This window comes from Burkholderia sp. MS389 (genome assembly GCF_016899425.1).
Lineage (GTDB): Bacteria > Pseudomonadota > Gammaproteobacteria > Burkholderiales > Burkholderiaceae > Burkholderia > Burkholderia sola.
Genome location: NZ_CP045995.1, coordinates 1,468,941 through 1,491,467 on the forward strand (window position 1 = coordinate 1,468,941; position 22,527 = coordinate 1,491,467).

Consider the following 22,527-nt stretch of genomic DNA (forward strand, 5'->3'; position numbering starts at 1 on the left):
AAGGAGTGTCAGGCCGATCGTCACGAAATCGTGCTGAGCGACGAGCACAACCAGTTCGGCTGGATCGATCTCGATGCCGACAAGCCGGCGAATCTGCCGGATTTCTACTGGGAATTCTGCAGGCAGGCGAACTGAGTAGACGCCGCCGCCCGGCGCTCACACCGGCGTCAACACCGGCTGCCCCGCGAAGTGCCGCGCCGCGTTGTCGAGAAACTGCCGCACCGAACGATCGAGCGCCTCGGGCGACCAGCCGCCCATGTGCGGTGTCAGCACGACGCTGTCGAGATCCGTCAGCGCGCGCGGCGGCTCGGGTTCGCCTTCGTACACGTCGAGCCCCGCGCCCGCGATGCGCCGCTCGCGCAGCGCGTCCGCCAAAGCAGCGGTATCGACAACGCTGCCGCGCGATACGTTGACGAGAAAACCGCCGGGGCCGAGTGCGTCGAGCACGGTCCGATCGATCAGATGCCGCGTGCCCGCGCCGCCCGGCGTCGCGACGATCAGGAAATCGGCCCACTGCGCGAGCGCGTCGACCCGGTCGAAATAGCGGTACGGCACGGGCTTCTCCGACCGGTTGTGATAACCGATCTCGATGTCGAAGCCGACCGCGCGACGCGCGCATTTCTCGCCGATCTTGCCGAGCCCGACGATGCCGAGCTTCTTGCCCGACACGTTCGGCGGCATCGACAGCCCGTCGCGCCACACGCCCGCGCGGGTCTTCGCATCGAGCTGCACGACGTTGCGCACCGCCGCGAGCAGCAGCGCGAACGCGTGATCGGCGACGCAATCGTCGTTGGTGCCGGCGCCCGTGACTACGACAATGCCGCGCGCCTTCGCGTGCGCGACGTCGATGTGCTCGTAGCCCGCGCCGAGCGCGCTGACGAACGTGAGCTGCGGCAGCCGGTCGATCTCGGCGGCGGTCAGCCCCGTGCTGCCGTTGGTCAGCACCGCGCGAATCGTGCTGCCGTGTTCGGCGATCGCGCGTTCGCGCGCGTCGGGGGTCGGGGCATAACGCACGTCGAACGACGCGACGATCTCGCGATGCGCGTCGCCGCGCAATGCGATGAGGACCAGCAGCTCGGGCTTCATGTCGGCAAATGTCCGCAGGCGGGAGTGAATTCCAGTGTAACAAGCCCGTACGGCGGTTGCGGGTTATCCTCACATCGGCTGTGGACACGCCGCCGCACGCGGTTTGCCAAAGCCCGCTCAGTCAAGTAACTTTCGGCGTACGCCCCCTCCTGGAGATTGGCCCCGATGAAGCTCGCCCTGCCCGCCCGGATCCTGGGCCTCGCGTTCGCCGCCGCGATCGTGGCGCCCGGCGCGCACGCCGACACGCCCGTCGTGGTGTCGTCGAAGATCGACACCGAAGGCAACCTGCTCGGCAACCTCATTTCACAGGTGCTGAAGGCCCACGGCATTCCCGTCACCGAGAAGATCGCGCTCGGCACGACGCCGATCGTGCGCAAGGCGCTCACGAGCGGCGAGATCGACGTCTACCCCGAATACACGGGCAACGCCGCGTTCTTCTTCAACAAGGCCGACGATCCGGTGTGGAAGAACGCGAGCCAAGGCTACGACACCGCGAAGCAACTCGACTACGCGGCGAACCATCTCGTGTGGCTCGCACCGGCGCCCGCGAACAACACGTGGGGCGTCGCGCTGCTCGCGCCCGTCGCGCAGTCGCAGCACCTGAAGACCTTCTCCGACTTCGGCAAGTGGGTGGCCAGCGGCGGCAAGGTGAAGCTCGCGGCCTCGGCCGAATTCGTGAACAGCGCGTCCGCGCTGCCGTCGTTCGAGAAAGCGTACGGCTTCAAGCTGAAGCCCGAGCAGCTCGTCGTGCTGTCCGGCGGCGACACGGCCGCGACGATCAAGGCCGCCGCGAACCAGACCGACGGCGTGAACGCGGCGATGGTCTACGGCACCGACGGCGGCATCGCGTCGAGCGGCCTCGCGGTGCTCGACGACGACAAGCACGTGCAGCCCGTCTACGCGCCGGCGCCGGTGATCCGCGAAGCCGCGCTGAAAGCGCATCCGCAGATCGCCGACTTGCTGAAGCCCGTGTTCGCGAGCCTCGACCTGAAAACGCTGCAATCGCTGAACGCCCGCATCCAGCTCAACGGCGAGCCGGCGGCCGGCGTCGCGAAAAGCTACCTGAAAGCGAAGGGTTTCGTGAAATGACGGCGCGCGCGGCAGCGTCCGCGCGGCGCGTCACGCTCGACAAGGTCGGCATCCTGATCGGCATGCTGACGATCGTCGCGGTGTTCGGGCTGTCGTTCGCGGTGCTGCGGCCGAACCGGATCGCGGCCGGCACCGGGCTGTCGGTGTTCGCCGCGTTGCCGCCGATGCAGGGCGCCGTGCTCGCCGCGCTGTGGACCGTCGGCGCGCTGTGGGTGATGACGGCGAGCCGTCCCGCGTGGCGGCTCGCGGCCGGCTGTACGGGGCTCGCGACGCTCGCGTATGCGGTCGGCGCGGCCGCGGCGCATGTCGTCGCACCCGACGACATGCTGGCCCGCGTGTCGCCCGACGCCGGCGTCTGGCTGCTGCTGTTCGCATGGGCCGTGCTGATCGCCGACGCGCTCGCGCGCCTCGCGTTCGGCCCGTGGCGGCGCCTCGCCGCGCTCGCCGTCGCGATAGCAGCGGTTTCGGTGCCGCTTGCGAGCGGCTGGTGGGACGGCCTCTCCGTGATGCGCGAATACGCGGTGCGCAGCGACGATTTCTGGCGCGAAGCGATCCGTCACATGTCGCTCGCGGGCGGCTCGGTCGCCGCCGCGCTCGTCGCGGGCGTGCCGCTCGGCATCGCCTGCGCGCGCATCGCGACGGTGCGCACCGTCGCGATGCCTGCGCTCAATATCGTGCAGACGATCCCCAGCATCGCGATGTACGGGCTGATGATGGCGCCGCTCGGCCTGCTCGCCACGCACGTGCCGCTCGCGGCCGCGCTCGGCATCCGCGGCATCGGGGTCGCGCCGGCCGTGCTTGCGCTGTTCCTCTACTCGCTGCTGCCGATCGCATCGAGCGTCGTGGTCGGGCTCGAACAGGTGCCGCCGCACGTGACCGAAGCCGCGCGCGCGATGGGCATGACGCGTGCGCAGCGGCTGCTGCGCGTCGATCTCGTGCTCGCGCTGCCGGTGATCCTGAGCGGCGTGCGCATCGTGCTCGTGCAGAACATCGGGCTGACCGCGGTGGCCGCGCTGATCGGCGGCGGCGGGTTCGGCACCTTCATCTTCCAGGGGATCGGGCAATCGGCCGCCGATCTCGTGCTGCTCGGCGCGATCCCGACGATCGCGCTCGCACTGGCGGCCGCGGTCGTGTTCGAAGCCGCGACGTCGCTCGCGAAGGGGCGTGCAGGATGATCGAGATCGAACGAGTCGGCAAACGCTTCGGCGACGCGATCGCCGTCGACGACGTATCGCTGACGATGCAACGCGGCACGATCACCGCGCTCGTCGGCGCATCGGGCAGCGGCAAGTCGACGCTCTTGCGCATGATCAACCGGCTGATCGCGCCGACCAGCGGCACGATTCGCATCGACGGCGTCGATACGGCGACCGTCGCACCCGAGCAACTACGCCGCGGCATCGGCTATGCGATCCAGGGGCACGGGCTGTTTCCGCACTGGAGCGTCGCGCGCAACATCGCGACCGTGCCGCGCCTGCTCGGCTGGCCGGCGGAGCGCATCGACGCCCGCGTGAACGAACTGCTCGACCTGTTCCATCTCGCGCCGGCCGAATTCGCGGGCAAGCTCCCGCACGAACTGTCGGGCGGCCAGCAGCAGCGCGTCGGCGTTGCGCGCGCCCTTGCGGCCGAGCCTGCGATGCTGCTGATGGACGAACCATTCGGCGCGCTCGATCCGATCATCCGCAACAAGGCGCAGGACGATCTGTTCGCGCTGCAGCGCCGCCTCGGCATCACGGTCGTGATCGTCACGCACGATATCGAGGAAGCGCTGAAGCTCGGCGACACGATCGCGGTGATGGACGGCGGCCGGCTGCTGCAGGTCGCGTCGCCGGCCGAGATTCTCGGCAAGCCGGCGGCGGGTGTCGTCGAACAGCTCGTCGCGGGCGTCGATCGGCCGCTGCGCCTGCTCGCGCTCACGCCGATCGACGCCGTGGCCGAAGCCGGCCACGCCGACGGCGAACCGATCGCGGCGACGCGCACGCTGCGCGATGCGGTGTCCGAATTGTTGTGGCGCGGCGTCGATGCGCTACCCGTCGACGATACGGCCGACGGCTACCGCCACGCACACGGCCCCCGCCGCATCACGCTCGACGCGATCCGTTCACACGCGAGGCAGCCCGCATGACGACGCGCGGCAGCATGGGACCCAAGCGGTCGTCGCTTCCCGCGTACGTCGCCCGCGCGGCCGCGCTCGCGCTGCTGCTCGTGCTGCTGTTGCGCCCCGTGTGGCTGCAGGGTCTGTTCGCGCCGTTCGCGGACAACGGCGCGCCGGTGATCTACGATCGCGCGAGCCTGCTCGATCTCACGCTCGCGCATCTCGGCACGGTCGCGCTGTCGAGCCTGATCGGCACGATCGTCGCGGTCGCGGCCGGCATCGCGGTCACGCGGCCGTTCGGTGCGGATTTCCTGCCGGTCGCGCGCAGCGTCGTCGATATCGGCCAGACCTTCCCGCCGGTCGCCGTGCTCGCGCTGGCCGTGCCGGCAGTCGGCTTCGGCCTGAAACCCGTGCTGATCGCGCTCGTTTTGTACGGGCTCCTGCCGGTTTTCGAAAGCACGATCGCGGGGATCGAGGACGTGCCGCGCGACGTCGTCGACGCCGCGCGCGGGATGGGGATGAGCGGCTGGCAGCAGCTGGTGTCCGTCGAGCTGCCGCTCGCGTTCCCGGTGATCGTCAACGGCATCCGCCTCGCGGTCGTGATCAATCTCGGCACCGCGACGATCGGCTCGACGGTCGCCGCGCGCGGGCTCGGCGACGTGATCATCGCGGGCCTGCAGACGTCGAACACCGCGTTCGTGCTGCAAGGCGGCGTGATCGTCGGCTTGCTCGCGGTGCTCGTCAGCGATGCGATCGGCGCGATCGCGCGGGTGGCGAGCGCGCGGCGCGCGTAGCAGCCGTCGCAAAATTTTTCGAAGGGGAAACCATGGCTGCCCTGGACACCGGCCCGTTTTTTCATGGCACGAAAGCGGATCTGCGGACCGGCGACTTGCTGACGGCAGGCTTCAGATCGAATTATCGGGATGACGTCGTGATGAATCACATTTATTTCACGGCCCTGCCCAAAGGCGCCGGCCTGGCTGCGGACATGGCCAAAGGCGATGGCCGGCCGCGGGTCTACATCGTCGAACCCACCGGCGAATTCGAAAACGACCCGAACGTCACGGACAAGAAATTCCCGGGCAATCCGACGCGATCGTATCGAAGCACATCGCCTTTGAAGATCGTTGGCGAACTCGATAGCTGGGAACCGTACGATCCGGCGTTCATCCAGCAGCTCAGAATCCGCATCGAAACCGGCATCGGCGAGATCATCAACTAGCGCGCGTCCGGACTCCGATGCGTGTCCGCGCAACGATCGGCACGTAGATGATCGCGAACGTGACAAGCCTACACGTCGCTTTCATTCGAGCCGGCGCTCGACCACGCGCCGCGATTGGTCGATATACTATGCGCCTCCCATTTCCCCGCACTCGACCATGCGACGACGGTTCTTCTGGCTGATCGTGCTTTCGCTCGGCATTGCGCAACAGGCCGCGGCGCAGCAGGCGCCCGCTTTGCCTGCTTCCGCGCCCGATGCACTGGCATCGGCGCCGGCTGCCGCGCCCGCGCCGCTCGCGAGCACCAACGATCAGCCCAACGAAGCAAACCGCCGCATCACGTCCTACCTGACGAAGAAATTCGGCGTCGCAAGAGAAAAGGCCGCGAAGCTCGCCGATATCGTGAGCGTCACTGCGACGAAATATTCGCTGCCGCCGGCACTCGTTTACGCGATTATTTCGATCGAATCGCGCTTCCAGGAAAAGGCGCGCGGCCAGCATGGCGCGACCGGATTGATGCAGGTCGTGCCGTCCGCGCACCGCGGCATGCTGCGCGACGTGAAGGACCTGACCGAGCCGAATGCGAACGTCGAGGTCGGCTCGCGCATTCTGTCGGGCTATGTGAAAGCGGCCGGCGGCAACGTGCAGGCCGGGTTGAGGAGCTACAGCGGCGGATCCAGTGCGTATGCGGCGAAAGTGATGCAGCGGGTCGATTCGTTCCGGTTCGTGCTCGAACCCGATGACGATGCGAAAAGTGCGAATACCGCGAACGATGCGAACAACGCGAAGGCGCACATGGTGCCGGTCAGCGATCCGTCAGCGGCGCCGGCCGCGAACCGCAACGCGAAGTAAGCAATGGGCACCCCCGTTCGCACGGCCCCGGCCCGACGCCGCGCGGTCCGGCTGTTCGCCATTGTCGCGCTGTCGGGCGGCCCTGTATCGGCTTTCGCTGCCGTCGACTGCGAACAGGCAGGGCCGACGATGGAAGCCGTGCGGCGCTGCGTGCTCGATCAGCAGCAGCAGCAAGTGGACAGCGCGTACCGGTCGCTCGCTCGCAAGCTGCGCCAACGCAACCCCGACGCTGCCGCCCGACTCGCGAAATCGCAGACGAGTTGGGCCGCCTTTGCCGGCGATACTTGTGACTACGTGAAGACCGCCAATCCGCAGCAGACGATTCCGAGTGACGCCTGGCTCAACTGTTGGGTGGATTTCAGTCAGGCACGCGTGCGCATCCTGAAGAAGTGGGAAGCGCAACTGACGCAGCCGAACTGACCGCCGGCCGTGCCATATCGCCAATTGTTCCGATATTTCAGGAACAAAAACGCCAAAGGCCAGCGGTAGCCCATTCTTCTCATATTTCAGGAACTGTAAACGAGTACGGCGGCGCATTCGCGCCGCCGCCCCATGGCGTCACCGGATCACCTCCCTCGTGCCTTGATCCGGCCCCCTCTGATCAAAGCTGCCCCGCCGCCCCCGTCCACCGCAGGTAATCCCCGCGCGTCCAGTCCAGCGACACACCCACGCGCTTCGTCCCCGGCCGGATCTTCGGCTTGTACACCGACAGCGTCAGCGACTCCAGCGCCGGCCATTCGCGAAACGACAGCACCGCGATATCTGCAACGAGCGTCTCCAGCAACCGCGTATGCGGCTTGTGCGACAGAAACGACGCGACGTGCGCGCAGTAGCCGTCGTAATCGATCCACTCGCCCTGCTCGCTCGGCTCGCAGCGATACCCGAGCCGCGCGTCGATCACGATCGGCTGCGGCGCTTCATGCTCGTGCGCATGAATGCCGATTCGCGCGGGCACCTTCAGTTCGTCGACGAACACGCTCCAGCCGCGCCCGCGCAGGCGCGGCGCGTCGATCGCCACGAACGGTTCGTCGAACGGCTTCATGATGCGAGCGGCGCCGCGGCGTCGAGCATGATGCGCACGAAATAGTCGGCGAAGCTGCGGCGCAGGACGATCTCGAACGTGTCGTCGCCGGTCGGGATCAGCGTGATCGGCGACTTGAAGTAGTGCGACTGCGCGCACTGGCCCGGCTTGAACACGCGCGGATGCAGATCGAGCGGGCAGCCGCGCGCGATCACGTCGCGCACGCGTTCGCCGGTGATCTCGACGACCGTGTAGCCGCTGCCGACGTCGACGGCCGCCGCGTACAAGCCCTGCACGGCCTCGGCCAGCTTCGCCTCGAGCACGCCGGCCTGCACCGGCCCGTTCGACCGCACGAGCCATTCGTCGGGGCCGAGCCACAGCACGTCGTACTCGGCGCCGCGCGCCACCGTGTTCGGCTCCGCGGGCGGCCGGCAGCCGACCACGCGCTCGAACGCGGCGACGAATGCCGGATCGCCCAACTCGCCGCGCACGTTGACGAGATCGAGGAACGGCCGCTCGCGCAGCGTGAACTTCTTCGAAGCGCGCGCCTGGTGCGGCTTCAGCACGTCGGCCGCGCCGACGAACGGCGATTCAAGCGTCACGCCGCCCGCGCCCGCCACCTGCGTCTGGTTTCTCGTTTCATTCCACATGCTGACGCACCCCTTCGGTATCGTAGAAAACCGGGCTCGAGATCTTCGCGGTGATGCGCTTGCCGTTGGCCAGCGGAATCACGACGCTCTCGCCCATCTTGTTCAGGCCGCCCTTCACCACCGCGAGCGCGATCGAGCGCTTCAGGATCGGGCTGTAGTAGCTCGACGTCACGTGGCCGATCATCGGCGTCGGATCGGTGGCCGACACCTGCGTGTCCTTCGCGATGATCTGCGCGCCTTCCGGCAGCACGAACTGTTCGTCTTCGGTCAGCAGGCCGACGAACTGCTTGCGGCCTTCCTTCGCGGTATCCGAACGCGACAGCGAGCGCTTGCCGAGGAAGTCCTTCGACTTCGCGACGACCCCGCCCATCCCGAGGTCGAACGGCGTGATCGAGCCGTCGGTATCCTGGCCGACGATGATGTAGCCCTTCTCCGCGCGCAGCACGTGCATCGTTTCGGTGCCGTACGGCGTGATGTCGAACTCGGCGCCGGCCGCCATCAGCGCTTCCCACACCGCGCGGCCCGCATTCGCCGGCACGTTCACTTCGTAGGCCAACTCGCCCGAGAAGCTGATCCGCATCACGCGCGCCTTCGCGCCGGCGACGGTGCCGTTGCGATAGCTCATGAACGGGAACGCTTCATTGCCGAAGTCGATGTCCTGGCACACCTTCTGCACGACCTTGCGGCTCTTCGGGCCGACCACCGCGAACGTCGCCCAGTGATCGGTGACGGACGCGAGCCGCACCTTCATGTCGGGCCATTCGGTCTGCAGCCAGCGCTCGAGCCACGTCAGCACGCGCGCCGCGCCGCCGGTGGTGGTCGTCATCATGAAATGCTGGTCGGCGAGGCGCACGGTCACACCGTCGTCGAACACCATCCCGTTTTCGTCGAGCATCAGCCCGTAGCGGCACTTGCCCACTTCGAGCTTGTTCCACGGGTTCGTGTACATCCAGTTCAGCAGCTTCACCGCGTCCGGGCCCTGGATGTCGATCTTGCCGAGCGTCGACGCGTCGAGGATGCCGACGCTGTTGCGCACCGCGAGACATTCGCGCTTCACGGCCGCATGGAGATCCTCGCCGTTCTTCGGGAAATACCACGGCCGCTTCCAGTTGCCGACGTCCTCGAACATCGCGCCGTGCTCGACGTGCCATTCGTGCACGGCCGTCTTGCGGATCGGGTCGAGGAAATCGCCCGTCTCGCGGCCCGCGAACGTACCGAACGACACGGGCGTGTAGTTCGGGCGGAACGTCGTCGTACCCGTTTCCGGAATCGTCTTGCCGAGCGCGCCCGCGAGAATCGCCATCCCGTTGATGTTGCCGAGCTTGCCCTGGTCGGTGCCGAAGCCCATCGCCGTGTAACGCTTCACGTGCTCGACCGACTCGAAGCCTTCGCGCGCGGCGAGCAGGATGTCGGCGGCTGCGACGTCGTTCTGGAAGTCGACGAACTGCTTCGGCCCACGTGCGGCGGCCTCGCGGCTGCCGACGAGCCACAACGGCTGCAGCGCACCTTCGACGGTTTCCGCGACCTGCGGCGCGACGGGGCGCTGCGCGGCCGTGAAGCCCGCGGCCTTCGCCGCTTCCACGCCCGCATCGACCGCGAGCCGCAGCGCACGGGCCAGCCCGAATTCGCCGGCCGCCGCACCGATGCTCGCTTCCGCCTGCACGGGCTTGCCCGGCAGGAAGCACGCCTTCTCGTCGTTCCAGCACGCCTTGCCGCCCGACTGCGCGAACAGGTGCAGCACCGGGCTGAAGCCGCCCGACATCGCGACGAGGTCGCACGGCAGCGACTGCATCTTGCCGCCGGTCTGGCCGTTCGAGTAGGACGCGACGTCGACCGACGATACGCGCCACTTGCCCGAAGCGGCCGTGACGACCGCACCGCTCATCACCGTCACGCCCTGCCGCTTGGCCGCCGCCGGCAGCGCGCCGTTCGACGACGCGCGCGAATCGACGACCGTTACCTTCGCGCCGCACGCCTTCAGGTCGAGCGCGGTCTGGTATGCACGGTCGTTGTTCGTGAACACGACCACGTTGCGGCCCGGCATCACGCCGAAGCGATGCACGTAGGTCGACACCGCGCCCGCCAGCATTACGCCCGGCAGGTCGTTGTTGCCGAATACGATCGGCCGCTCGTGCGCGCCGGTCGCGAGAATCACGCGCTTCGCACGGACCTTCCACAGCAGTTCGCGCGTGCCCTTGCGCATCGACACCGGCAGGTGATCGGTCAGGCGCTGCGTGACCGTCACGAGGTTGTGGTCCTGATAGCCGAACGCGGTGCTGCGCGACAGGATCGTCACGTCGGGCAGCTTGCGCAGCTCGGCCTCGATCTTCTCGACCCATTGCAGCGCGGGCTTCGCGTCGATCTCCGCGCGGCACGACAGCAGGCTGCCGCCGAGTTCGCGCTGGTCGTCGACGAGGATCACGCGTGCGCCGGCCGTGGCGGCCGCATGCGCGGCGGCGAGGCCCGACGGGCCACCGCCGACCACGAGCACGTCGCAGTGCGCGTAGCACTTGTCGTAGCGATCGGCGTCGAGCACCTCGGGCGCCTTGCCGAGGCCGGCCGCTTCGCGGATCTTCTCTTCGTACTTCGGCCACATGTTGCGCGGCCACATGAAGGTCTTGTAGTAGAACCCGGCCGGCATGAAGCGCGAGAACTTCTGGTTGATCGCGTACTTGTCGTTCTCGAGCGTCGGCTCCGCGTTCACGCTCGTCGCGACGAGCCCCTGGTACAGCTCGATCTCGGTCGCGCGCGCGTTAGGCACGGTGTACGGGCCGGTTTCGAGCTGCACGACGGCATTCGGTTCCGCGACGTCCGCCGTCACGATTCCGCGCGGACGGTGGTACTTGAAGCTGCGCGCGACGAAGTGCACGCCGTTCGCGAGCAGCGCGGACGCGAGCGTGTCGCCCTGGAAGCCCTGATACGTGCGGCCGTTGAACGTAAACGTCAACGGAATCGCGCGATTGATGCGGCCACCGGTGCCGAGGCGGTCTTTCTGGCTCATTTGCTGGTGCCCTCTTCGTGTGCGTTGCCGGCAGCGGCGCCATTGGCAGCCCCGCCGAACTTTTCGTAGCCCTTGATATCGTAGGTCACCGTGTCGCGCGTGACCTTGAACCAGCGGCGGCAGCCCTGCGCATGCAGCCATTGCTCCTTGTGCAGCCCGCGCTTGTTCTCGCGCATGAACACGTATTCGCCCCATTCGCGGTCGGTCATGGTCTCGTTCGCCACCGGGCGCACGATGTCGGCTTCACCGCCGCACGTAAACTCGGATTCGGCGCGCGGCCCGCACCACGGACATTCGATCAGCAACATGTTTCTTTCTCCTCAGTGCGGTTAGTGCGCGACGGCGGCAGCGCCGTGCTCGTCGATCAGGTGGCCCGTGTAGAAGCGGTCGAGCGCGAACGGCGCGTTCAGCGGATGCGGTTCGTCGCGGGCGATCGTGTGAGCGAACACCCAGCCCGAGCCCGGCGTCGCCTTGAAGCCGCCGGTACCCCAGCCGCAGTTGAAATACAGGCCCTTCACGTCGGTCTTGGTGATGATCGGGCACGCGTCCGGCGACACGTCGACGATGCCGCCCCACTGGCGGTTCATCCGCACGCGCGAGAACACCGGGAACATCTCGACGATCGCCTGCAGCGTACTTTCGATGATGTGGAAGCTGCCGCGCTGGCCGAAGCCCGTGTACTGGTCGATACCGGCGCCGATCACGAGGTCGCCCTTGTCGGACTGGCTGATGTATGCGTGCACCGCGTTCGACATGATCACCGAGTTGACGACCGGCTTGATCGGCTCGGACACCAGCGCCTGCAGCGGATGGCTTTCGATCGGCAGACGCACGCCGGCCATGTCGGCGAGCGTCGTCGTGTTGCCGGCCGCGACCACCGCGACCTTCTTCGCCTTGATGAAACCCTTCACCGTATCGACGCCGACCACCGCGCCGCCTTCGCGGCGAATGCCCGTCACCTGGCAGTTCTGGATGATGTCGACGCCGGCGCGATCCGCGCCGCGCGCGAAGCCCCAGGCCACCGCGTCGTGGCGTGCGACGCCCGCACGGCGCTGGATCGATGCGCCGAGCACCGGGTAGCGGCTGTTCAGGTTGATCGTCGGCTCGATTTCCTTGATCTGCGCGGGCGTCAGGAATTCGGCGTCGACGCCGTTCAGCCGGTTCGCGTTCACGCGGCGCTCGGTGTCGCGCACGTCCTGCAGCGTGTGCGCGAGGTTCATCACGCCGCGCTGGCTGAACATCACGTTGTAGTTGAGATCCTGCGACAGCCCTTCCCACAGCTTCATCGCCTTCTCGTACAGCGCGGCCGATTCGTCCCACAGATAGTTCGAGCGCACGATCGTCGTGTTGCGCGCGGTGTTGCCGCCGCCGATCCAGCCCTTCTCGAGGATCGCGACGTTCGTGATCCCGTGCTCCTTCGCGAGGTAGTACGCGGTCGCGAGGCCGTGGCCGCCGCCGCCGACGATCACGACGTCGTATTCCTTCTTCGGCTCCGGGCTCTTCCACTGCTTTTCCCAGTTCTCGTGATACGAGAGGCCGTTGCGGAACAGGCTGAATATCGAGTAGCGGCTCATGTTTGGATCCTTCGTTAGCATTCGATGACGTTCACGGCGAGGCCGCCGCGCGACGTTTCCTTGTATTTCGTCTTCATGTCGGCGCCGGTTTCGCGCATCGTCTTGATCACGGAATCGAGCGATACGTAGTGCTGGCCGTTGCCCTTGAGCGCCATGCGCGACGCGTTCAGCGCCTTGATCGCGCCCATCGCGTTGCGCTCGATGCACGGGATCTGCACGAGCCCGCCGACGGGGTCACAGGTCATCCCGAGGTTGTGCTCCATGCCGATCTCGGCCGCGTTCTCGACCTGGTCGGGCGTGCCGCCCATCACCGCGGCGAGCGCGGCGGCGGCCATCGAGCACGCGACGCCCACTTCGCCCTGGCAGCCGACTTCCGCGCCGGAGATCGACGCGGTTTCCTTGTAGATGATCCCGATCGCCGCGGCCGTCAGCAGGAATTCGACGATGCCGGCTTCGTTCGAGCCCGGCACGAACTTCACGTAGTAGTGCAGCACCGCGGGAATCACGCCGGCCGCGCCGTTGGTCGGCGCGGTGACGACGCGGCCGCCGGCCGCGTTTTCCTCGTTCACGGCCATCGCGTACAGGTTGACCCAGTCGAGCATCGACAGCGGGTCACGCAGCGACTCTTCGGAACGCGAACGCAGGCGGCCGTTCAGTTCGGCCGCGCGGCGCTTCACGCGCATCGGTCCCGGCAGGTCGCCCTCGACCTTGCAGCCGCGCTCGACGCAGGCGGCCATCGTGCGCCAGATCGCGAGCAGCCCGGCGCGCACTTCGTCGGCGGGGCGCAGCGCGGTTTCGTTGCGCAGCATCAGTTCGGCGATCGACAGCCCGTGCTCGCGGCACTGGCGCATCAGGTCGTCGCCGGTGCGGAACGGATACGGCACCTCGACCGCCGCGCGCACGCCGTTCACGCGATCGCCGTCGCGGTTCACGACGAAGCCGCCGCCGACCGAGTAATACTCTTTCTCGACCAGCAGCTGGCCGTGCTCGTCGAATGCCTGGAAGCGCATCCCGTTCGGATGCACGATGCTCGTGCCGCTCATCAGCTTGCGATAAAAGCCGATGTGTTCCTTCTCGTCGAAGCGCACCGTCTGCTTGCCGAGCAGCGACAGCGATTTCTCCGCGCGGATCGCGGCCAGCCGCGGCTCGATCAGGTCCGGATCGATCGTGTCGGGCAGGTGGCCCTCGAGGCCGAGCAGCACGGCCTTGTCGGTGCCGTGGCCCTTGCCGGTCGCGCCGAGCGAGCCGTACAGCTCGACCCGCACGCGGCGCACGAAGCCGAGCAGGTTCGCGTCCTCGACGTGCGACGCGAAGCGGCACGCGGCGATCATCGGGCCGACCGTATGCGAACTGGACGGGCCGATGCCGATCTTGAACAGGTCGAACGCGCTGACGTTCATCTGGCTTCCTTTGGGTTGCATGCGTGAAATGTCGTTGGGCACCAGTACATCAAAGCGTAAAATCGGCCGATAGAACAAAAACGGCATCGGCGTGGGATACCGCCGCCAAGCGCCGTGCCGGCCGGCCCGAAAGTGCGTTTTGGCGATGGTTCGCGACGAAAAACCACAAGTCCGGCCGCGGCCGATCGGCGACGCTGGCTGCATCCGCGCCGCCTCCGGCAGCCGCAACCCGCAAACAGTGTGAAACGAGTGAGACCGCCTGCCCGGCGTGACGAGATTGGCCGCGATGACCCCCGACGTACCCGCTTCCCCCCTCGCAGAACCCGCGCCGCGGCGCATCCGCTTCGGCATCGTGCTGCTGCCGAACTTCACGCTGACGGCCTTCTCCGGCTTCGTCGACATGCTGCGGCTGTCGGCCGACGACGGCGACTACAGCAAGCCCGTGCGCTGCGCGTGGAGCGTGATCGGCGAGACGCTCGCGCCGGTGCGCGCGAGCTGCGGGATCCAGATCACGCCGTGGGAGACGTTCGACGCGGCCGAGCCGTTCGACTATGTGGTGGTGGTCGGCGGGCTGCTGCATTCGGGGCCGCAGGCCGGCCCTGAAACGCTCGAGTTCATCCGCCGCGCGGCGGCGGGCGGCGCGACGGTCGTCGGCATCTGCACCGGCGTGTTCACGCTGATGCGCGCCGGCGTGCTCGACGGCTACCGCACCTGCGTGAGCTGGTTCCATTACTGGGATTTCATCGAGCGCTTTCCGTCCGCCGATCCCGACCTGCTGATCGCAGACCGGCTGTTCGTGATCGACCGGCGCCGGATCACGTGCTCGGGCGGCCGCGCGTCGATCGACGTCGCCGCCGCGATCCTGCTGCGCCATTTCGATCACGCGACCGTGCAGAAGGCGCTGCGCATCCTGCTCGTCGGCGAGATGCAGAAAGGCAATGCGCCGCAGCCGCATCCGCCGGGGCTCGAGCCGGCGACGCACCCGAAGGTCAAGCGCGCGATTCTTCTGATGGAACAGCACGTCGGGCGTGCGCTGCCGCTCGAGGAACTCGCGTGCAAGCTCGACCTGTCGACGCGGCAGCTCGAACGGCTGTTCAAGGCCGAGACCGGCAGGAGCCCGCAGGCCTTCGCGAAGCAGGTGCGGCTGCGCACGGCCGCGTGGCTGCTGACGAGTTCGGACCGCACGGTCGCCGATATCGCGTCGAGCTGCGGATTCGCCGATGCGTCGCACCTGGGGCGCGAATTCCGCAAGCAGTTCGGCGTGCCGCCGGCGACCTATCGCGAGCGCGGCGGCGACGTGGCCGAAGTGGCCGCGATGCCCGACGCGTCGGCCGACCCCGTCGAGGACATCGCCGAGTGACGGGGCCGGGCAGCCAGCCCCTTCCCTGATCGATTGCAGAACGACGCATGTTCGCGTCGGTTTCCGTTCTTTTGGAACCGGTTCCAATCAATTTAGCCGACGTTACCTCTCTTGAACGAGGGTTATCCCGGATGCTGATGCTCGCTCAAATTTGTATGATGACCACATCACCTTACAAACCTGAGCATCATGTTCGAGAAAATTCCCGCCCGTGCGATGAGCGACCACGTCGCGCAGCAACTGCTCAAGCAGATCGAAGTGGGCAGCTTCTCGGCCACCGGCAAGCTGCCGACTGAAGCCGTGCTCGCGCAGGAATTCGGCGTGAGCCGCACCGTGATCCGCGAGGCGATCTCGCGGCTGAAGAACGAAGGCGTGGTCGAGCCGCGCCAGGGCAGCGGCGTATTCGTGAACCAGCACGGCGCGATCCGGCCGTTGCGGATCGACTACGCGGAAGCCGTCGAGGCGAGCTCGCTGCCGCATCTGCTCGCGGTGCGCCGCGCGATCGAGGCGGAAGTCGCGGCCGAGGCCGCGCTGCACCACACCGCCGACGACATGGCCGACATCGACGACGCGCTGCGCAAGATCGACGCAGCCGTTGCCGAAGGGCGCGACGGCGTCGCGGAAGACGTCGCATTCCACCGCACGATCGCGGCCGTCACCGGCAACCCGTATTTCCTGAAGACGCTGCAATTCCTGAACCAGTATCTCGAAGCCGGCGTGAAGGTCACGCGCAGCAACGAAGCGACGCGCGAGGATTTCTCGCGTCAGGTGCGCGAAGAGCACGCGGCGATCGCCGACGCGATCCGCGCGCGCGACCCGATGGCCGCCCGCAACGCGGCGCGCACGCACATGTACAACGCCGCCCGCCGTCTCGCGGAAGCCGGCATCTGCTGAAGCCGGCGGCGCCCGCCGCCGTTGTCCAGAACCTCTTTCGAATCGATCAAGGTTGACCATGTCACGAAATGTTGGAGTCATCGGCCTCGGCGCGATGGGCCTCGGCGTCGCACGCTCGCTGCTGCGCGCCGGCCTGCGCGTCCACGCATGCGACGTGCGCGACACCGTGCTGCAGGCGTTCGCCGCCGAAGGCGGCATCGCGTGCGCGACGCCGGCCGAACTCGGCGCGCAGTGCGACGTCGTCGTCACGCTCGTCGTCAATGCCGCGCAAACGGAAACGGTGCTGTTCGGCGAACACGGCGCGGTCGCCGCGATGAAGCCGGGCGGCGTCGTGATCGCGAGCGCGACCGTCGCGCCCGAATTCGCGGTCGCGCTCGGCGCGCGCATCGAAGCGGCCGGCCTGCAGATGCTCGACGCGCCGGTATCCGGCGGCGCCGCGCGCGCGGCCTCCGGCGAGATGACGATGATGACGTCGGGCCCGGCCGCCGCCTATGCGGGCTGCGAGGACGTGCTCGCCGCGATCGCCGGCAAGGTGTACCGTCTCGGCGACGCGCACGGCATCGGCTCGAAAGTGAAGATCATCAACCAGTTGCTGGCCGGCGTGCATATCGCGGCCGCCGCCGAGGCGATGGCGCTCGGCCTGCGCGAAGGCGTCGACGCCGACGCGCTGTACGACGTGATCACGCACAGCGCGGGCAATTCGTGGATGTTCGAGAACCGCGTGCCGCACATCCTGAACGGCGACTACACGCCGCTGTCGGCCGTCGACATCTTCGTGAAGGATCTCGGCCTCGTGCTCGATACCGCGCGCCGCAGCAAATTCCCGCTGCCGCTCTCCGCCACCGCGCACCAGATGTTCATGAGCGCGTCGAGCGCCGGCCACGGCGGCGAGGACGATTCCGCCGTGATCAAGACTTTCCCCGGCATCACGCTGCCGCCCGCCCGCTGATTCGAACGACGTGCCTGCCATGACCGCTTCCGCTTCCCGTCCCCTGCTCGGCTGCATCGCCGACGATTTCACCGGCGCGACCGATCTCGCGAACATGCTCGTCAAGAGCGGCATGCGCACCGTGCAGACGATCGGCGTGCCCGCCGACGGCGCGACCGACACGATCGCCGACGCCGACGCGATCGTCGTCGCGCTGAAGTCGCGCACGATCCCCGCCGCCGACGCCGTCGCGCAATCGCTCGCCGCGTACGCATGGTTGCGCACGCAAGGATGCCGCCAGTTCTTCTTCAAGTACTGCTCGACGTTCGACTCGACCGACGCGGGCAACATCGGGCCGGTGGCCGACGCGCTGCTCGATGCGGCCGGCGGCGACTTCACGATCGCGTGCCCGGCGTTCCCCGAGAACGGCCGCACGATCTATCGCGGCCACCTGTTCGTCGGCGACGTGCTGCTGAACGAATCGGGGATGGAGCATCATCCGCTCACGCCGATGCAGGACGCGAACCTCGTACGCGTGCTGCAACGGCAGACGAAGTCGCCGGTCGGCCTGATCCGCTACGACACGATCGCGCTCGGCGCGGCCGCCGTGCGTGCGCGGATCGACCAGTTGCGCGCGGAAGGCGTGCGCTTCGCGATTGCCGACGCGCTGTCGGACCGCGACCTCTACGTCCTCGGCGAAGCATGCGCGGGCCTGCCGCTCGTCACCGGCGGCTCCGGCATCGCGCTCGGCCTGCCCGCGAATTTCCGCCGCGCGGAGCAATTGCCCGAGCGCGACAACGCGGCATCGCTGCCGCGCATCGACGGCCCGTCGGCCGTGCTCGCCGGCAGTGCATCGAAGGCCACCAACGCGCAGGTCGCCGCGTGGCGCGCGACGCGGCCGAGCTTCCGCATCGATCCGCTCGCGGCGTCGCGCGGCGAGTCCGTCGTCGAGCAAGCGCTCGCCTTTGCGCGCTCGCACCTGCCGCAGCCCGTGCTGATCTACGCAACGGCCACGCCCGACGAAGTGAAGGCCGTGCAGCAGGCGCTCGGCGTCGACGCGGCCGGCCGTCTCGTCGAAAGCACGCTCGCGGCGATCGCCCGCGGGCTGCGCGAGCTCGGCGTGCGCAAGTTCGTCGTCGCGGGCGGCGAGACGTCCGGCGCCGTCGTGCAGGCGCTCGACGTGAAGTCGCTGCAGATCGGCGCGCAGATCGATCCGGGCGTGCCGGCCACGGCCACCATCGACACGCAGCCGCTCGGCCTCGCGCTGAAATCCGGCAACTTCGGCACCACGGACTTTTTCGACAAGGCGCTGCGCGCGCTGGATGGAGCCGCACGATGAGCGACGAAGCAAAACTGCGCGAAGAGATCTGCGTGGTCGGCGCGAGCCTGTATGCGCGCGGCCATGCGGTCGGCAGCGCCGGCAACATCAGCGCGCGTCTGAACGACGGCTGGCTGATCACGCCGACCGACGCGTGCCTCGGCCGGCTCGACCCGAACGACATCGCGAAGGTCGGCGCCGACGGCCAGCCCGTATCGGGCGGCAAGCCGTCGAAGACGCTCGCGCTGCATCGCGGCATCTACGCACGCAACGCGGAGGCGCACGGCGTCGTCCACACGCATTCGACGCATCTCGTCGCGTTGACGCTCGCGGGCGTGTGGCGCGATACCGACGTGCTGCCGCCGATCACGCCGTACTACGTGATGAAGGTCGGCCACATTCCGCTGATCCGTTACCGCCGCCCCGGCGACCCGGCCGTCGCGGCCGAAGTCGCGGCGCTGGCCGACCGGGTGCGCGGCGTGCTGCTCGATCGCCTCGGCCCGGTGATGTGGGGGCCTTCGGTATCGCACGCGTCGTATGCACTCGAGGAACTCGAGGAAACCGCGCGGCTGTGGCTGATGACGAACCCGAAGCCCGAACCGCTGTCCGACGCCGCGCTCGACGAACTGCGCCAGAGCTTCGGCGCGCGCTGGTAACGCACCGCGACCCAATCATGCAGTAGTCCGTATCGATTTATCTACCCGCCGTGTGCGCGGGCCTTTCCGTCAGCACACACGACTGGCGGCGTACGCGCCGCCGGCACATAACATCATTGGAGACGACGATGACTGCTCTCGACGCGGCCGCAAGCCGCTCGCCCGCCGCGGCCGCCCAATCGGGCGAACTCGACCGCACCTACAAGAAAGTGTTCTGGCGCATCGTGCCGTTCCTGATGCTCTGCTACGTGGTCGCGTATCTCGACCGCGTGAACGTCGGCTTTGCCAAGCTGCAGATGTCGCAGGATCTCGCGTTCAGCGAAACCGTATTCGGCCTCGGCGCGGGGATTTTCTTTCTTGGCTACTTTCTGTTCGAACTGCCGAGCAACCTGCTGATGCACCGCCTCGGCGCGCGCATCTGGATCGCGCGGATCATGATCACGTGGGGGCTGCTGTCCGCGCTGTTCGCGTTCGTGCAGACGCCGACGCAGTTCTACGTGCTGCGGTTCCTGCTCGGGCTCGCGGAAGCCGGTTTCTATCCGGGCGTTATCCTGTACCTCACGTACTGGTTCCCGTCGCATCGCCGCGCGAAGATCATCGCGGTGTTCATGTCCGCGATTCCGGTGTCGGGCATCTTCGGCAACCCGCTGTCGGGCTGGATCATGGAGCGCTTCCACGGCGGCTCGGGCTTCCACGGCTGGCAATGGATGTTCATGATCGAGGCCGTGCCGGCCGTGCTTATCGGCATCGCGACGATCCTGTATCTCGACAACAGCATCCGCGGCGCGAAGTGGCTCGACGAGCGCGAGAAGCAGTTGCTCGAGGACGAAATCGCCGCGCAGCCGCAGGAACAGCAGCAGCACGGCCATTCGCTGAAGGCCGTGTTCTCGGACCCGCGCATGTGGTGGATGTCGCTGATCTACTTCGCATTCGTCACCGGCCAGTACGGGCTCACGTTCTGGATGCCGACGCTCGTCAAATCGACCGGCATCACCGATACGCTGCAGATCGGCCTGCTGTCGGCGATTCCGTTCGTCGTCGCGATCGTCGTGATGAACCTGTTCGGCCACAGCGCGGACAAGCGCCGCGAACGCCGCTGGCACCTGATCGTGCCGGCGCTGATGGGCGCGGTCGGGTTTGCGGTCGCCGCGTCGTACTCGCACAATACGGCAGTGTCGATCGTGTTCCTGTCGCTCGCGGCAGGCGGCGTGCTGACCTGCGCGCCGCTGTTCTGGTCGCTGCCGACCGCGTTCCTCGCGGGCTCCGCGGCTGCCGCCGGGATCGCGATCATCAACTCGGTCGGCAATCTCGCCGGTTTCGCGAGCCCGTACGTGATCGGCTACCTGAAGGACGCCACGCACAGCACTGCGTCCGGCATGTACGTGCTCGCGGCGATGCTCGTGATCGGCGCGATCGCCGTGTGGCTCACGCCGCCCAAGCTCGTGAACCGCTGATCCGCCGCCGGCCGATTCATCATTCGACGCGGGGCGCGCGGCGCCCCGCCCCATTCATTCACAGGACCCGCTGCCATGCCACGCTTCGCCGCCAACCTCTCGATGATGTACACCGAGCATGCGTTTCTCGACCGCTTCGGCGCTGCCGCCCGCGACGGCTTCAAGGCCGTCGAGTACCTGTTCCCGTACGACTTCGCCGCCGAGGACATCCGCGCGCGCCTCGACGCGCACGGCCTCGAACAGGCGCTGTTCAACGCGCCGCCGGGCGACTGGGCCGCGGGCGAACGCGGCATTGCATCGCTGCCGGGCCGCGAGGACGAATTTCGCCGCGGCATCGACCAAGCGCTCGACTATGCGCGCGTGATCGGCAACAAGAAGCTGCACGTGATGGCCGGCATGGTGCCGCCGGGCGCCGACCGCGCACGCCATCGCGATACGTATCTGACGAACCTGCGTCATGCGGCGCAGGCCGCCGCCGCGCACGGCGTCACGATCCTGATCGAGCCGATCAACCCGCGCGACATGCCCGGCTATTTCCTGAGCCGCCAGGACGACGCGCAGGCGATCCGCGCGGAAGTCGGCGCGCCGAACCTGAAGGTGCAGTTCGACTGCTACCACTGCCAGATCGTCGAAGGCGATCTCGCGATGAAGCTCAAGCGCGATTTCGCGGGCATCGGCCATATCCAGATCGCGGGCGTGCCCGAACGCCACGAGCCGGACGTCGGCGAACTCAACTACCCGTATCTGTTCGCGCTGATCGACGCGCTCGGCTACGACGGCTGGATCGGTTGCGAGTATCGGCCGAAGGCCGGCACGTCGGAAGGTCTCGGTTGGCTCGAGACATACCTGTAATTCCCGTATTTCCCAGAGGGTCAAGAACATGAAAGTACTGATCACCGGCGGCGCCGGCTTTCTCGGCCAGCGTCTCGCACGCAAGCTGCTCGAGCGCGGCGACCTCACCGGCCCCGACGGTCGCATCGAGAAGATCGACGAACTGGTGCTGCTCGACGTCGTCCAGGGCAGCGATTTCGGCGATGCGCGCGTGACGTCGATCGTCGGCAACATCGCCGATCGCGCGGTGCTCGAAAGCGCGATCGACACGCGGACGGGCGCAATCTTCCACCTCGCGGCGATCGTCAGCGGGCAGGCCGAAGCCGATTTCGATCTCGGCATGCGGATCAATCTCGATGCATCACGCACGTTGCTCGAAGTGTGCCGCGCGCGCGGCCACCAGCCGCGCGTCGTGTTCACGAGCTCCGTCGCGGTGTACGGCGGCGCGCTGCCCGACGTCGTGCAGGACGACACCGCGCTGAATCCGCAATCGTCGTACGGCGCCGAGAAGGCGATCGCAGAACTGCTGCTGTGCGACTACGCACGACGCGGCTTCGTCGACGGCCGCGTGCTGCGGCTGCCGACCATCAGCGTGCGGCCCGGCCGCCCGAACGCGGCCGCGTCGTCGTTCGCGAGCGGCATCATCCGCGAGCCGCTGAATGGCGAGGAAAGCGTGTGCCCGGTGCCCGGCTCGACGCGGCTGTGGCTGCTGTCGCCGCGCGGCGCGATCGAAGCGCTGGTCGCCGGGTGCGAGATCGACGGCGCGACGCTCGGCACCAAGCGCGTGATCAACCTGCCGGGGCTGTCGGTGTCGGTCGACGAGATGATCGCGGCGCTGCGCGACGTCGCGGGCGACGAGGTCGTGAAGCTGATCCGCCATGTGCCCGACGAACGCGTCGAGAAGATCGTCGGGAGCTGGCCGGGCCGTTGGGATACGTCGCGCGCGGAAGCGCTCGGGCTGAAGGGCGACACGTCGTTCGCGGACGTGATCCGCAGTCATATCGCGGACGAACGGCGCTGATTGACGCCGGGTCGGGCCGCATCGACGCGGCCTGACCGATTCCCCGACGCGCAACGACGCGCGTTGCATCCCCGCCC

22 protein-coding genes are annotated in these 22,527 nt (G+C 67.7%); 15 read left to right on the forward strand and 7 right to left on the reverse strand.

Annotated features, from left to right (window positions below; all coding sequences use genetic code 11):
* Positions 1-156: 156 nt before the first annotated feature.
* Positions 157-1,086 carry a 2-hydroxyacid dehydrogenase gene (locus GJG85_RS22940; protein WP_050012245.1) on the reverse strand — a complete coding sequence of 310 codons (930 nt, stop codon included), beginning with the start codon at positions 1,084-1,086 and terminating at the stop codon, positions 157-159.
* Positions 1,087-1,251: 165 nt separating this feature from the next.
* On the opposite strand from GJG85_RS22940, the gene GJG85_RS22945 reads away from it, so the two are divergent.
* The 7 genes from GJG85_RS22945 (at position 1,252) to GJG85_RS22975 (ending at position 6,762) form a co-directional block, all read left to right on the forward strand.
* Positions 1,252-2,175 (forward strand): ABC transporter substrate-binding protein, encoded by a 924-nt coding sequence (locus GJG85_RS22945; protein WP_089489659.1) that lies wholly within the window; start codon positions 1,252-1,254, stop codon positions 2,173-2,175.
* Positions 2,172-3,350, forward strand: coding sequence for an ABC transporter permease (locus tag GJG85_RS22950; RefSeq protein WP_050012243.1), 1,179 nt, complete (start codon positions 2,172-2,174; stop codon positions 3,348-3,350). Before GJG85_RS22945 ends, GJG85_RS22950 begins: the two co-directional genes overlap by 4 nt.
* A complete protein-coding gene (locus tag GJG85_RS22955) occupies positions 3,347-4,300 on the forward strand; it encodes an ABC transporter ATP-binding protein (protein ID WP_050012242.1) in 954 nt (317 codons plus the stop codon). The genes GJG85_RS22950 and GJG85_RS22955 overlap by 4 nt, the downstream gene beginning before the upstream one ends.
* The gene (locus GJG85_RS22960; RefSeq protein WP_050012241.1) at positions 4,297-5,064 is read left to right on the forward strand and encodes an ABC transporter permease; all 768 of its coding nucleotides are present in this window, start codon (positions 4,297-4,299) and stop codon (positions 5,062-5,064) included. The genes GJG85_RS22955 and GJG85_RS22960 overlap by 4 nt, the downstream gene beginning before the upstream one ends.
* 32 nt (positions 5,065-5,096) lie before the next feature.
* Positions 5,097-5,492 (forward strand): NAD(+)--rifampin ADP-ribosyltransferase, encoded by a 396-nt coding sequence (gene arr, locus GJG85_RS22965; RefSeq protein WP_050012240.1) that lies wholly within the window; start codon positions 5,097-5,099, stop codon positions 5,490-5,492.
* A gap of 157 nt (positions 5,493-5,649) precedes the next feature.
* Positions 5,650-6,342 (forward strand): lytic transglycosylase domain-containing protein, encoded by a 693-nt coding sequence (locus GJG85_RS22970; protein ID WP_050012239.1) that lies wholly within the window; start codon positions 5,650-5,652, stop codon positions 6,340-6,342.
* Positions 6,343-6,345: 3 nt separating this feature from the next.
* Positions 6,346-6,762 (forward strand): lysozyme inhibitor LprI family protein, encoded by a 417-nt coding sequence (locus GJG85_RS22975; protein WP_080334165.1) that lies wholly within the window; start codon positions 6,346-6,348, stop codon positions 6,760-6,762.
* A 181-nt stretch (positions 6,763-6,943) separates the two neighbouring features.
* Here the strand turns inward: GJG85_RS22975 and GJG85_RS22980 are convergent, their stop codons facing one another.
* Genes GJG85_RS22980 through GJG85_RS23005 form a run of 6 tightly spaced genes read right to left on the reverse strand, consistent with a single transcriptional unit; the run spans position 6,944 to position 13,988 of the window.
* The gene (locus tag GJG85_RS22980) at positions 6,944-7,384 is read right to left on the reverse strand and encodes a dihydroneopterin aldolase (protein WP_204384455.1); all 441 of its coding nucleotides are present in this window, start codon (positions 7,382-7,384) and stop codon (positions 6,944-6,946) included.
* Positions 7,381-8,013: a sarcosine oxidase subunit gamma gene (locus GJG85_RS22985; protein ID WP_050012237.1), complete on the reverse strand. Its 633-nt coding sequence runs from the start codon at positions 8,011-8,013 to the stop codon at positions 7,381-7,383. The genes GJG85_RS22980 and GJG85_RS22985 overlap by 4 nt, the downstream gene beginning before the upstream one ends.
* Positions 8,003-11,014 (reverse strand): sarcosine oxidase subunit alpha family protein, encoded by a 3,012-nt coding sequence (locus GJG85_RS22990; RefSeq protein ID WP_089489663.1) that lies wholly within the window; start codon positions 11,012-11,014, stop codon positions 8,003-8,005. The genes GJG85_RS22985 and GJG85_RS22990 overlap by 11 nt, the downstream gene beginning before the upstream one ends.
* Positions 11,011-11,322, reverse strand: a complete 312-nt coding sequence (locus GJG85_RS22995; protein WP_204384456.1) for a sarcosine oxidase subunit delta — start codon at positions 11,320-11,322, stop codon at positions 11,011-11,013. Before GJG85_RS22995 ends, GJG85_RS22990 begins: the two co-directional genes overlap by 4 nt.
* A 21-nt stretch (positions 11,323-11,343) precedes the next feature.
* Complete coding sequence (locus GJG85_RS23000; RefSeq protein WP_006480591.1) at positions 11,344-12,588, reverse strand: sarcosine oxidase subunit beta family protein; 1,245 nt, start codon at positions 12,586-12,588, stop codon at positions 11,344-11,346.
* A 14-nt stretch (positions 12,589-12,602) separates the two neighbouring features.
* Complete coding sequence (locus tag GJG85_RS23005; protein WP_089489664.1) at positions 12,603-13,988, reverse strand: L-serine ammonia-lyase; 1,386 nt, start codon at positions 13,986-13,988, stop codon at positions 12,603-12,605.
* 286 nt (positions 13,989-14,274) lie between these two features.
* Here GJG85_RS23005 and GJG85_RS23010 point away from each other — a divergent pair, with 286 nt between their 5' ends.
* The 8 genes from GJG85_RS23010 (at position 14,275) to denD (ending at position 22,450) form a co-directional block, all read left to right on the forward strand.
* The gene (locus GJG85_RS23010; RefSeq protein ID WP_050012446.1) at positions 14,275-15,348 is read left to right on the forward strand and encodes a GlxA family transcriptional regulator; all 1,074 of its coding nucleotides are present in this window, start codon (positions 14,275-14,277) and stop codon (positions 15,346-15,348) included.
* A gap of 189 nt (positions 15,349-15,537) precedes the next feature.
* Positions 15,538-16,242, forward strand: coding sequence for an FCD domain-containing protein (locus GJG85_RS23015; protein WP_006480587.1), 705 nt, complete (start codon positions 15,538-15,540; stop codon positions 16,240-16,242).
* A 58-nt stretch (positions 16,243-16,300) separates the two neighbouring features.
* The gene (gene ltnD / locus GJG85_RS23020; protein ID WP_006489132.1) at positions 16,301-17,191 is read left to right on the forward strand and encodes an L-threonate dehydrogenase; all 891 of its coding nucleotides are present in this window, start codon (positions 16,301-16,303) and stop codon (positions 17,189-17,191) included.
* Between the two features lie 19 nt (positions 17,192-17,210).
* On the forward strand, positions 17,211-18,509 hold the full coding sequence (gene otnK / locus GJG85_RS23025; RefSeq protein WP_050012233.1) for a 3-oxo-tetronate kinase: 1,299 nt from the start codon (positions 17,211-17,213) through the stop codon (positions 18,507-18,509).
* Complete coding sequence (locus tag GJG85_RS23030) at positions 18,506-19,144, forward strand: aldolase (protein WP_050012232.1); 639 nt, start codon at positions 18,506-18,508, stop codon at positions 19,142-19,144. The genes otnK and GJG85_RS23030 overlap by 4 nt, the downstream gene beginning before the upstream one ends.
* 128 nt (positions 19,145-19,272) lie before the next feature.
* Entirely contained in the window at positions 19,273-20,598 is a 1,326-nt protein-coding gene (locus GJG85_RS23035; protein WP_050012231.1) for an MFS transporter, read from the forward strand.
* Positions 20,599-20,673: 75 nt separating this feature from the next.
* Positions 20,674-21,450 carry a 2-oxo-tetronate isomerase gene (gene otnI, locus GJG85_RS23040; RefSeq protein WP_050012230.1) on the forward strand — a complete coding sequence of 259 codons (777 nt, stop codon included), beginning with the start codon at positions 20,674-20,676 and terminating at the stop codon, positions 21,448-21,450.
* Positions 21,451-21,478: 28 nt separating this feature from the next.
* A complete protein-coding gene (gene denD / locus GJG85_RS23045; protein WP_050012229.1) occupies positions 21,479-22,450 on the forward strand; it encodes a D-erythronate dehydrogenase in 972 nt (323 codons plus the stop codon).
* Positions 22,451-22,527: the final 77 nt, after the last annotated feature.

What these genes read in the sequence shown, in the direction of transcription:
- GJG85_RS22980 (WP_204384455.1), bottom strand. Translation starts at nt 7,384, where the DNA reads ATGAAGCCGTTCGACGAACCGTTCGTGGCGATCGACGCGCCGCGCCTG.
- GJG85_RS22940 (WP_050012245.1), bottom strand. Translation starts at nt 1,086, where the DNA reads ATGAAGCCCGAGCTGCTGGTCCTCATCGCATTGCGCGGCGACGCGCAT.
- GJG85_RS23010 (WP_050012446.1), top strand. Translation starts at nt 14,275, where the DNA reads ATGACCCCCGACGTACCCGCTTCCCCCCTCGCAGAACCCGCGCCGCGG.
- GJG85_RS23000 (WP_006480591.1), bottom strand. Translation starts at nt 12,588, where the DNA reads ATGAGCCGCTACTCGATATTCAGCCTGTTCCGCAACGGCCTCTCGTAT.
- GJG85_RS22975 (WP_080334165.1), top strand. Translation starts at nt 6,346, where the DNA reads ATGGGCACCCCCGTTCGCACGGCCCCGGCCCGACGCCGCGCGGTCCGG.
- GJG85_RS23015 (WP_006480587.1), top strand. Translation starts at nt 15,538, where the DNA reads ATGTTCGAGAAAATTCCCGCCCGTGCGATGAGCGACCACGTCGCGCAG.
- ltnD (WP_006489132.1), top strand. Translation starts at nt 16,301, where the DNA reads ATGTCACGAAATGTTGGAGTCATCGGCCTCGGCGCGATGGGCCTCGGC.
- GJG85_RS23030 (WP_050012232.1), top strand. Translation starts at nt 18,506, where the DNA reads ATGAGCGACGAAGCAAAACTGCGCGAAGAGATCTGCGTGGTCGGCGCG.
- GJG85_RS22945 (WP_089489659.1), top strand. Translation starts at nt 1,252, where the DNA reads ATGAAGCTCGCCCTGCCCGCCCGGATCCTGGGCCTCGCGTTCGCCGCC.
- GJG85_RS22970 (WP_050012239.1), top strand. Translation starts at nt 5,650, where the DNA reads ATGCGACGACGGTTCTTCTGGCTGATCGTGCTTTCGCTCGGCATTGCG.
- GJG85_RS22955 (WP_050012242.1), top strand. Translation starts at nt 3,347, where the DNA reads ATGATCGAGATCGAACGAGTCGGCAAACGCTTCGGCGACGCGATCGCC.
- GJG85_RS22995 (WP_204384456.1), bottom strand. Translation starts at nt 11,322, where the DNA reads ATGTTGCTGATCGAATGTCCGTGGTGCGGGCCGCGCGCCGAATCCGAG.
- GJG85_RS23005 (WP_089489664.1), bottom strand. Translation starts at nt 13,988, where the DNA reads ATGAACGTCAGCGCGTTCGACCTGTTCAAGATCGGCATCGGCCCGTCC.
- GJG85_RS22950 (WP_050012243.1), top strand. Translation starts at nt 2,172, where the DNA reads ATGACGGCGCGCGCGGCAGCGTCCGCGCGGCGCGTCACGCTCGACAAG.
- GJG85_RS22990 (WP_089489663.1), bottom strand. Translation starts at nt 11,014, where the DNA reads ATGAGCCAGAAAGACCGCCTCGGCACCGGTGGCCGCATCAATCGCGCG.
- GJG85_RS22985 (WP_050012237.1), bottom strand. Translation starts at nt 8,013, where the DNA reads ATGTGGAATGAAACGAGAAACCAGACGCAGGTGGCGGGCGCGGGCGGC.
- GJG85_RS22960 (WP_050012241.1), top strand. Translation starts at nt 4,297, where the DNA reads ATGACGACGCGCGGCAGCATGGGACCCAAGCGGTCGTCGCTTCCCGCG.
- denD (WP_050012229.1), top strand. Translation starts at nt 21,479, where the DNA reads ATGAAAGTACTGATCACCGGCGGCGCCGGCTTTCTCGGCCAGCGTCTC.
- arr (WP_050012240.1), top strand. Translation starts at nt 5,097, where the DNA reads ATGGCTGCCCTGGACACCGGCCCGTTTTTTCATGGCACGAAAGCGGAT.
- otnI (WP_050012230.1), top strand. Translation starts at nt 20,674, where the DNA reads ATGCCACGCTTCGCCGCCAACCTCTCGATGATGTACACCGAGCATGCG.
- otnK (WP_050012233.1), top strand. Translation starts at nt 17,211, where the DNA reads ATGACCGCTTCCGCTTCCCGTCCCCTGCTCGGCTGCATCGCCGACGAT.
- GJG85_RS23035 (WP_050012231.1), top strand. Translation starts at nt 19,273, where the DNA reads ATGACTGCTCTCGACGCGGCCGCAAGCCGCTCGCCCGCCGCGGCCGCC.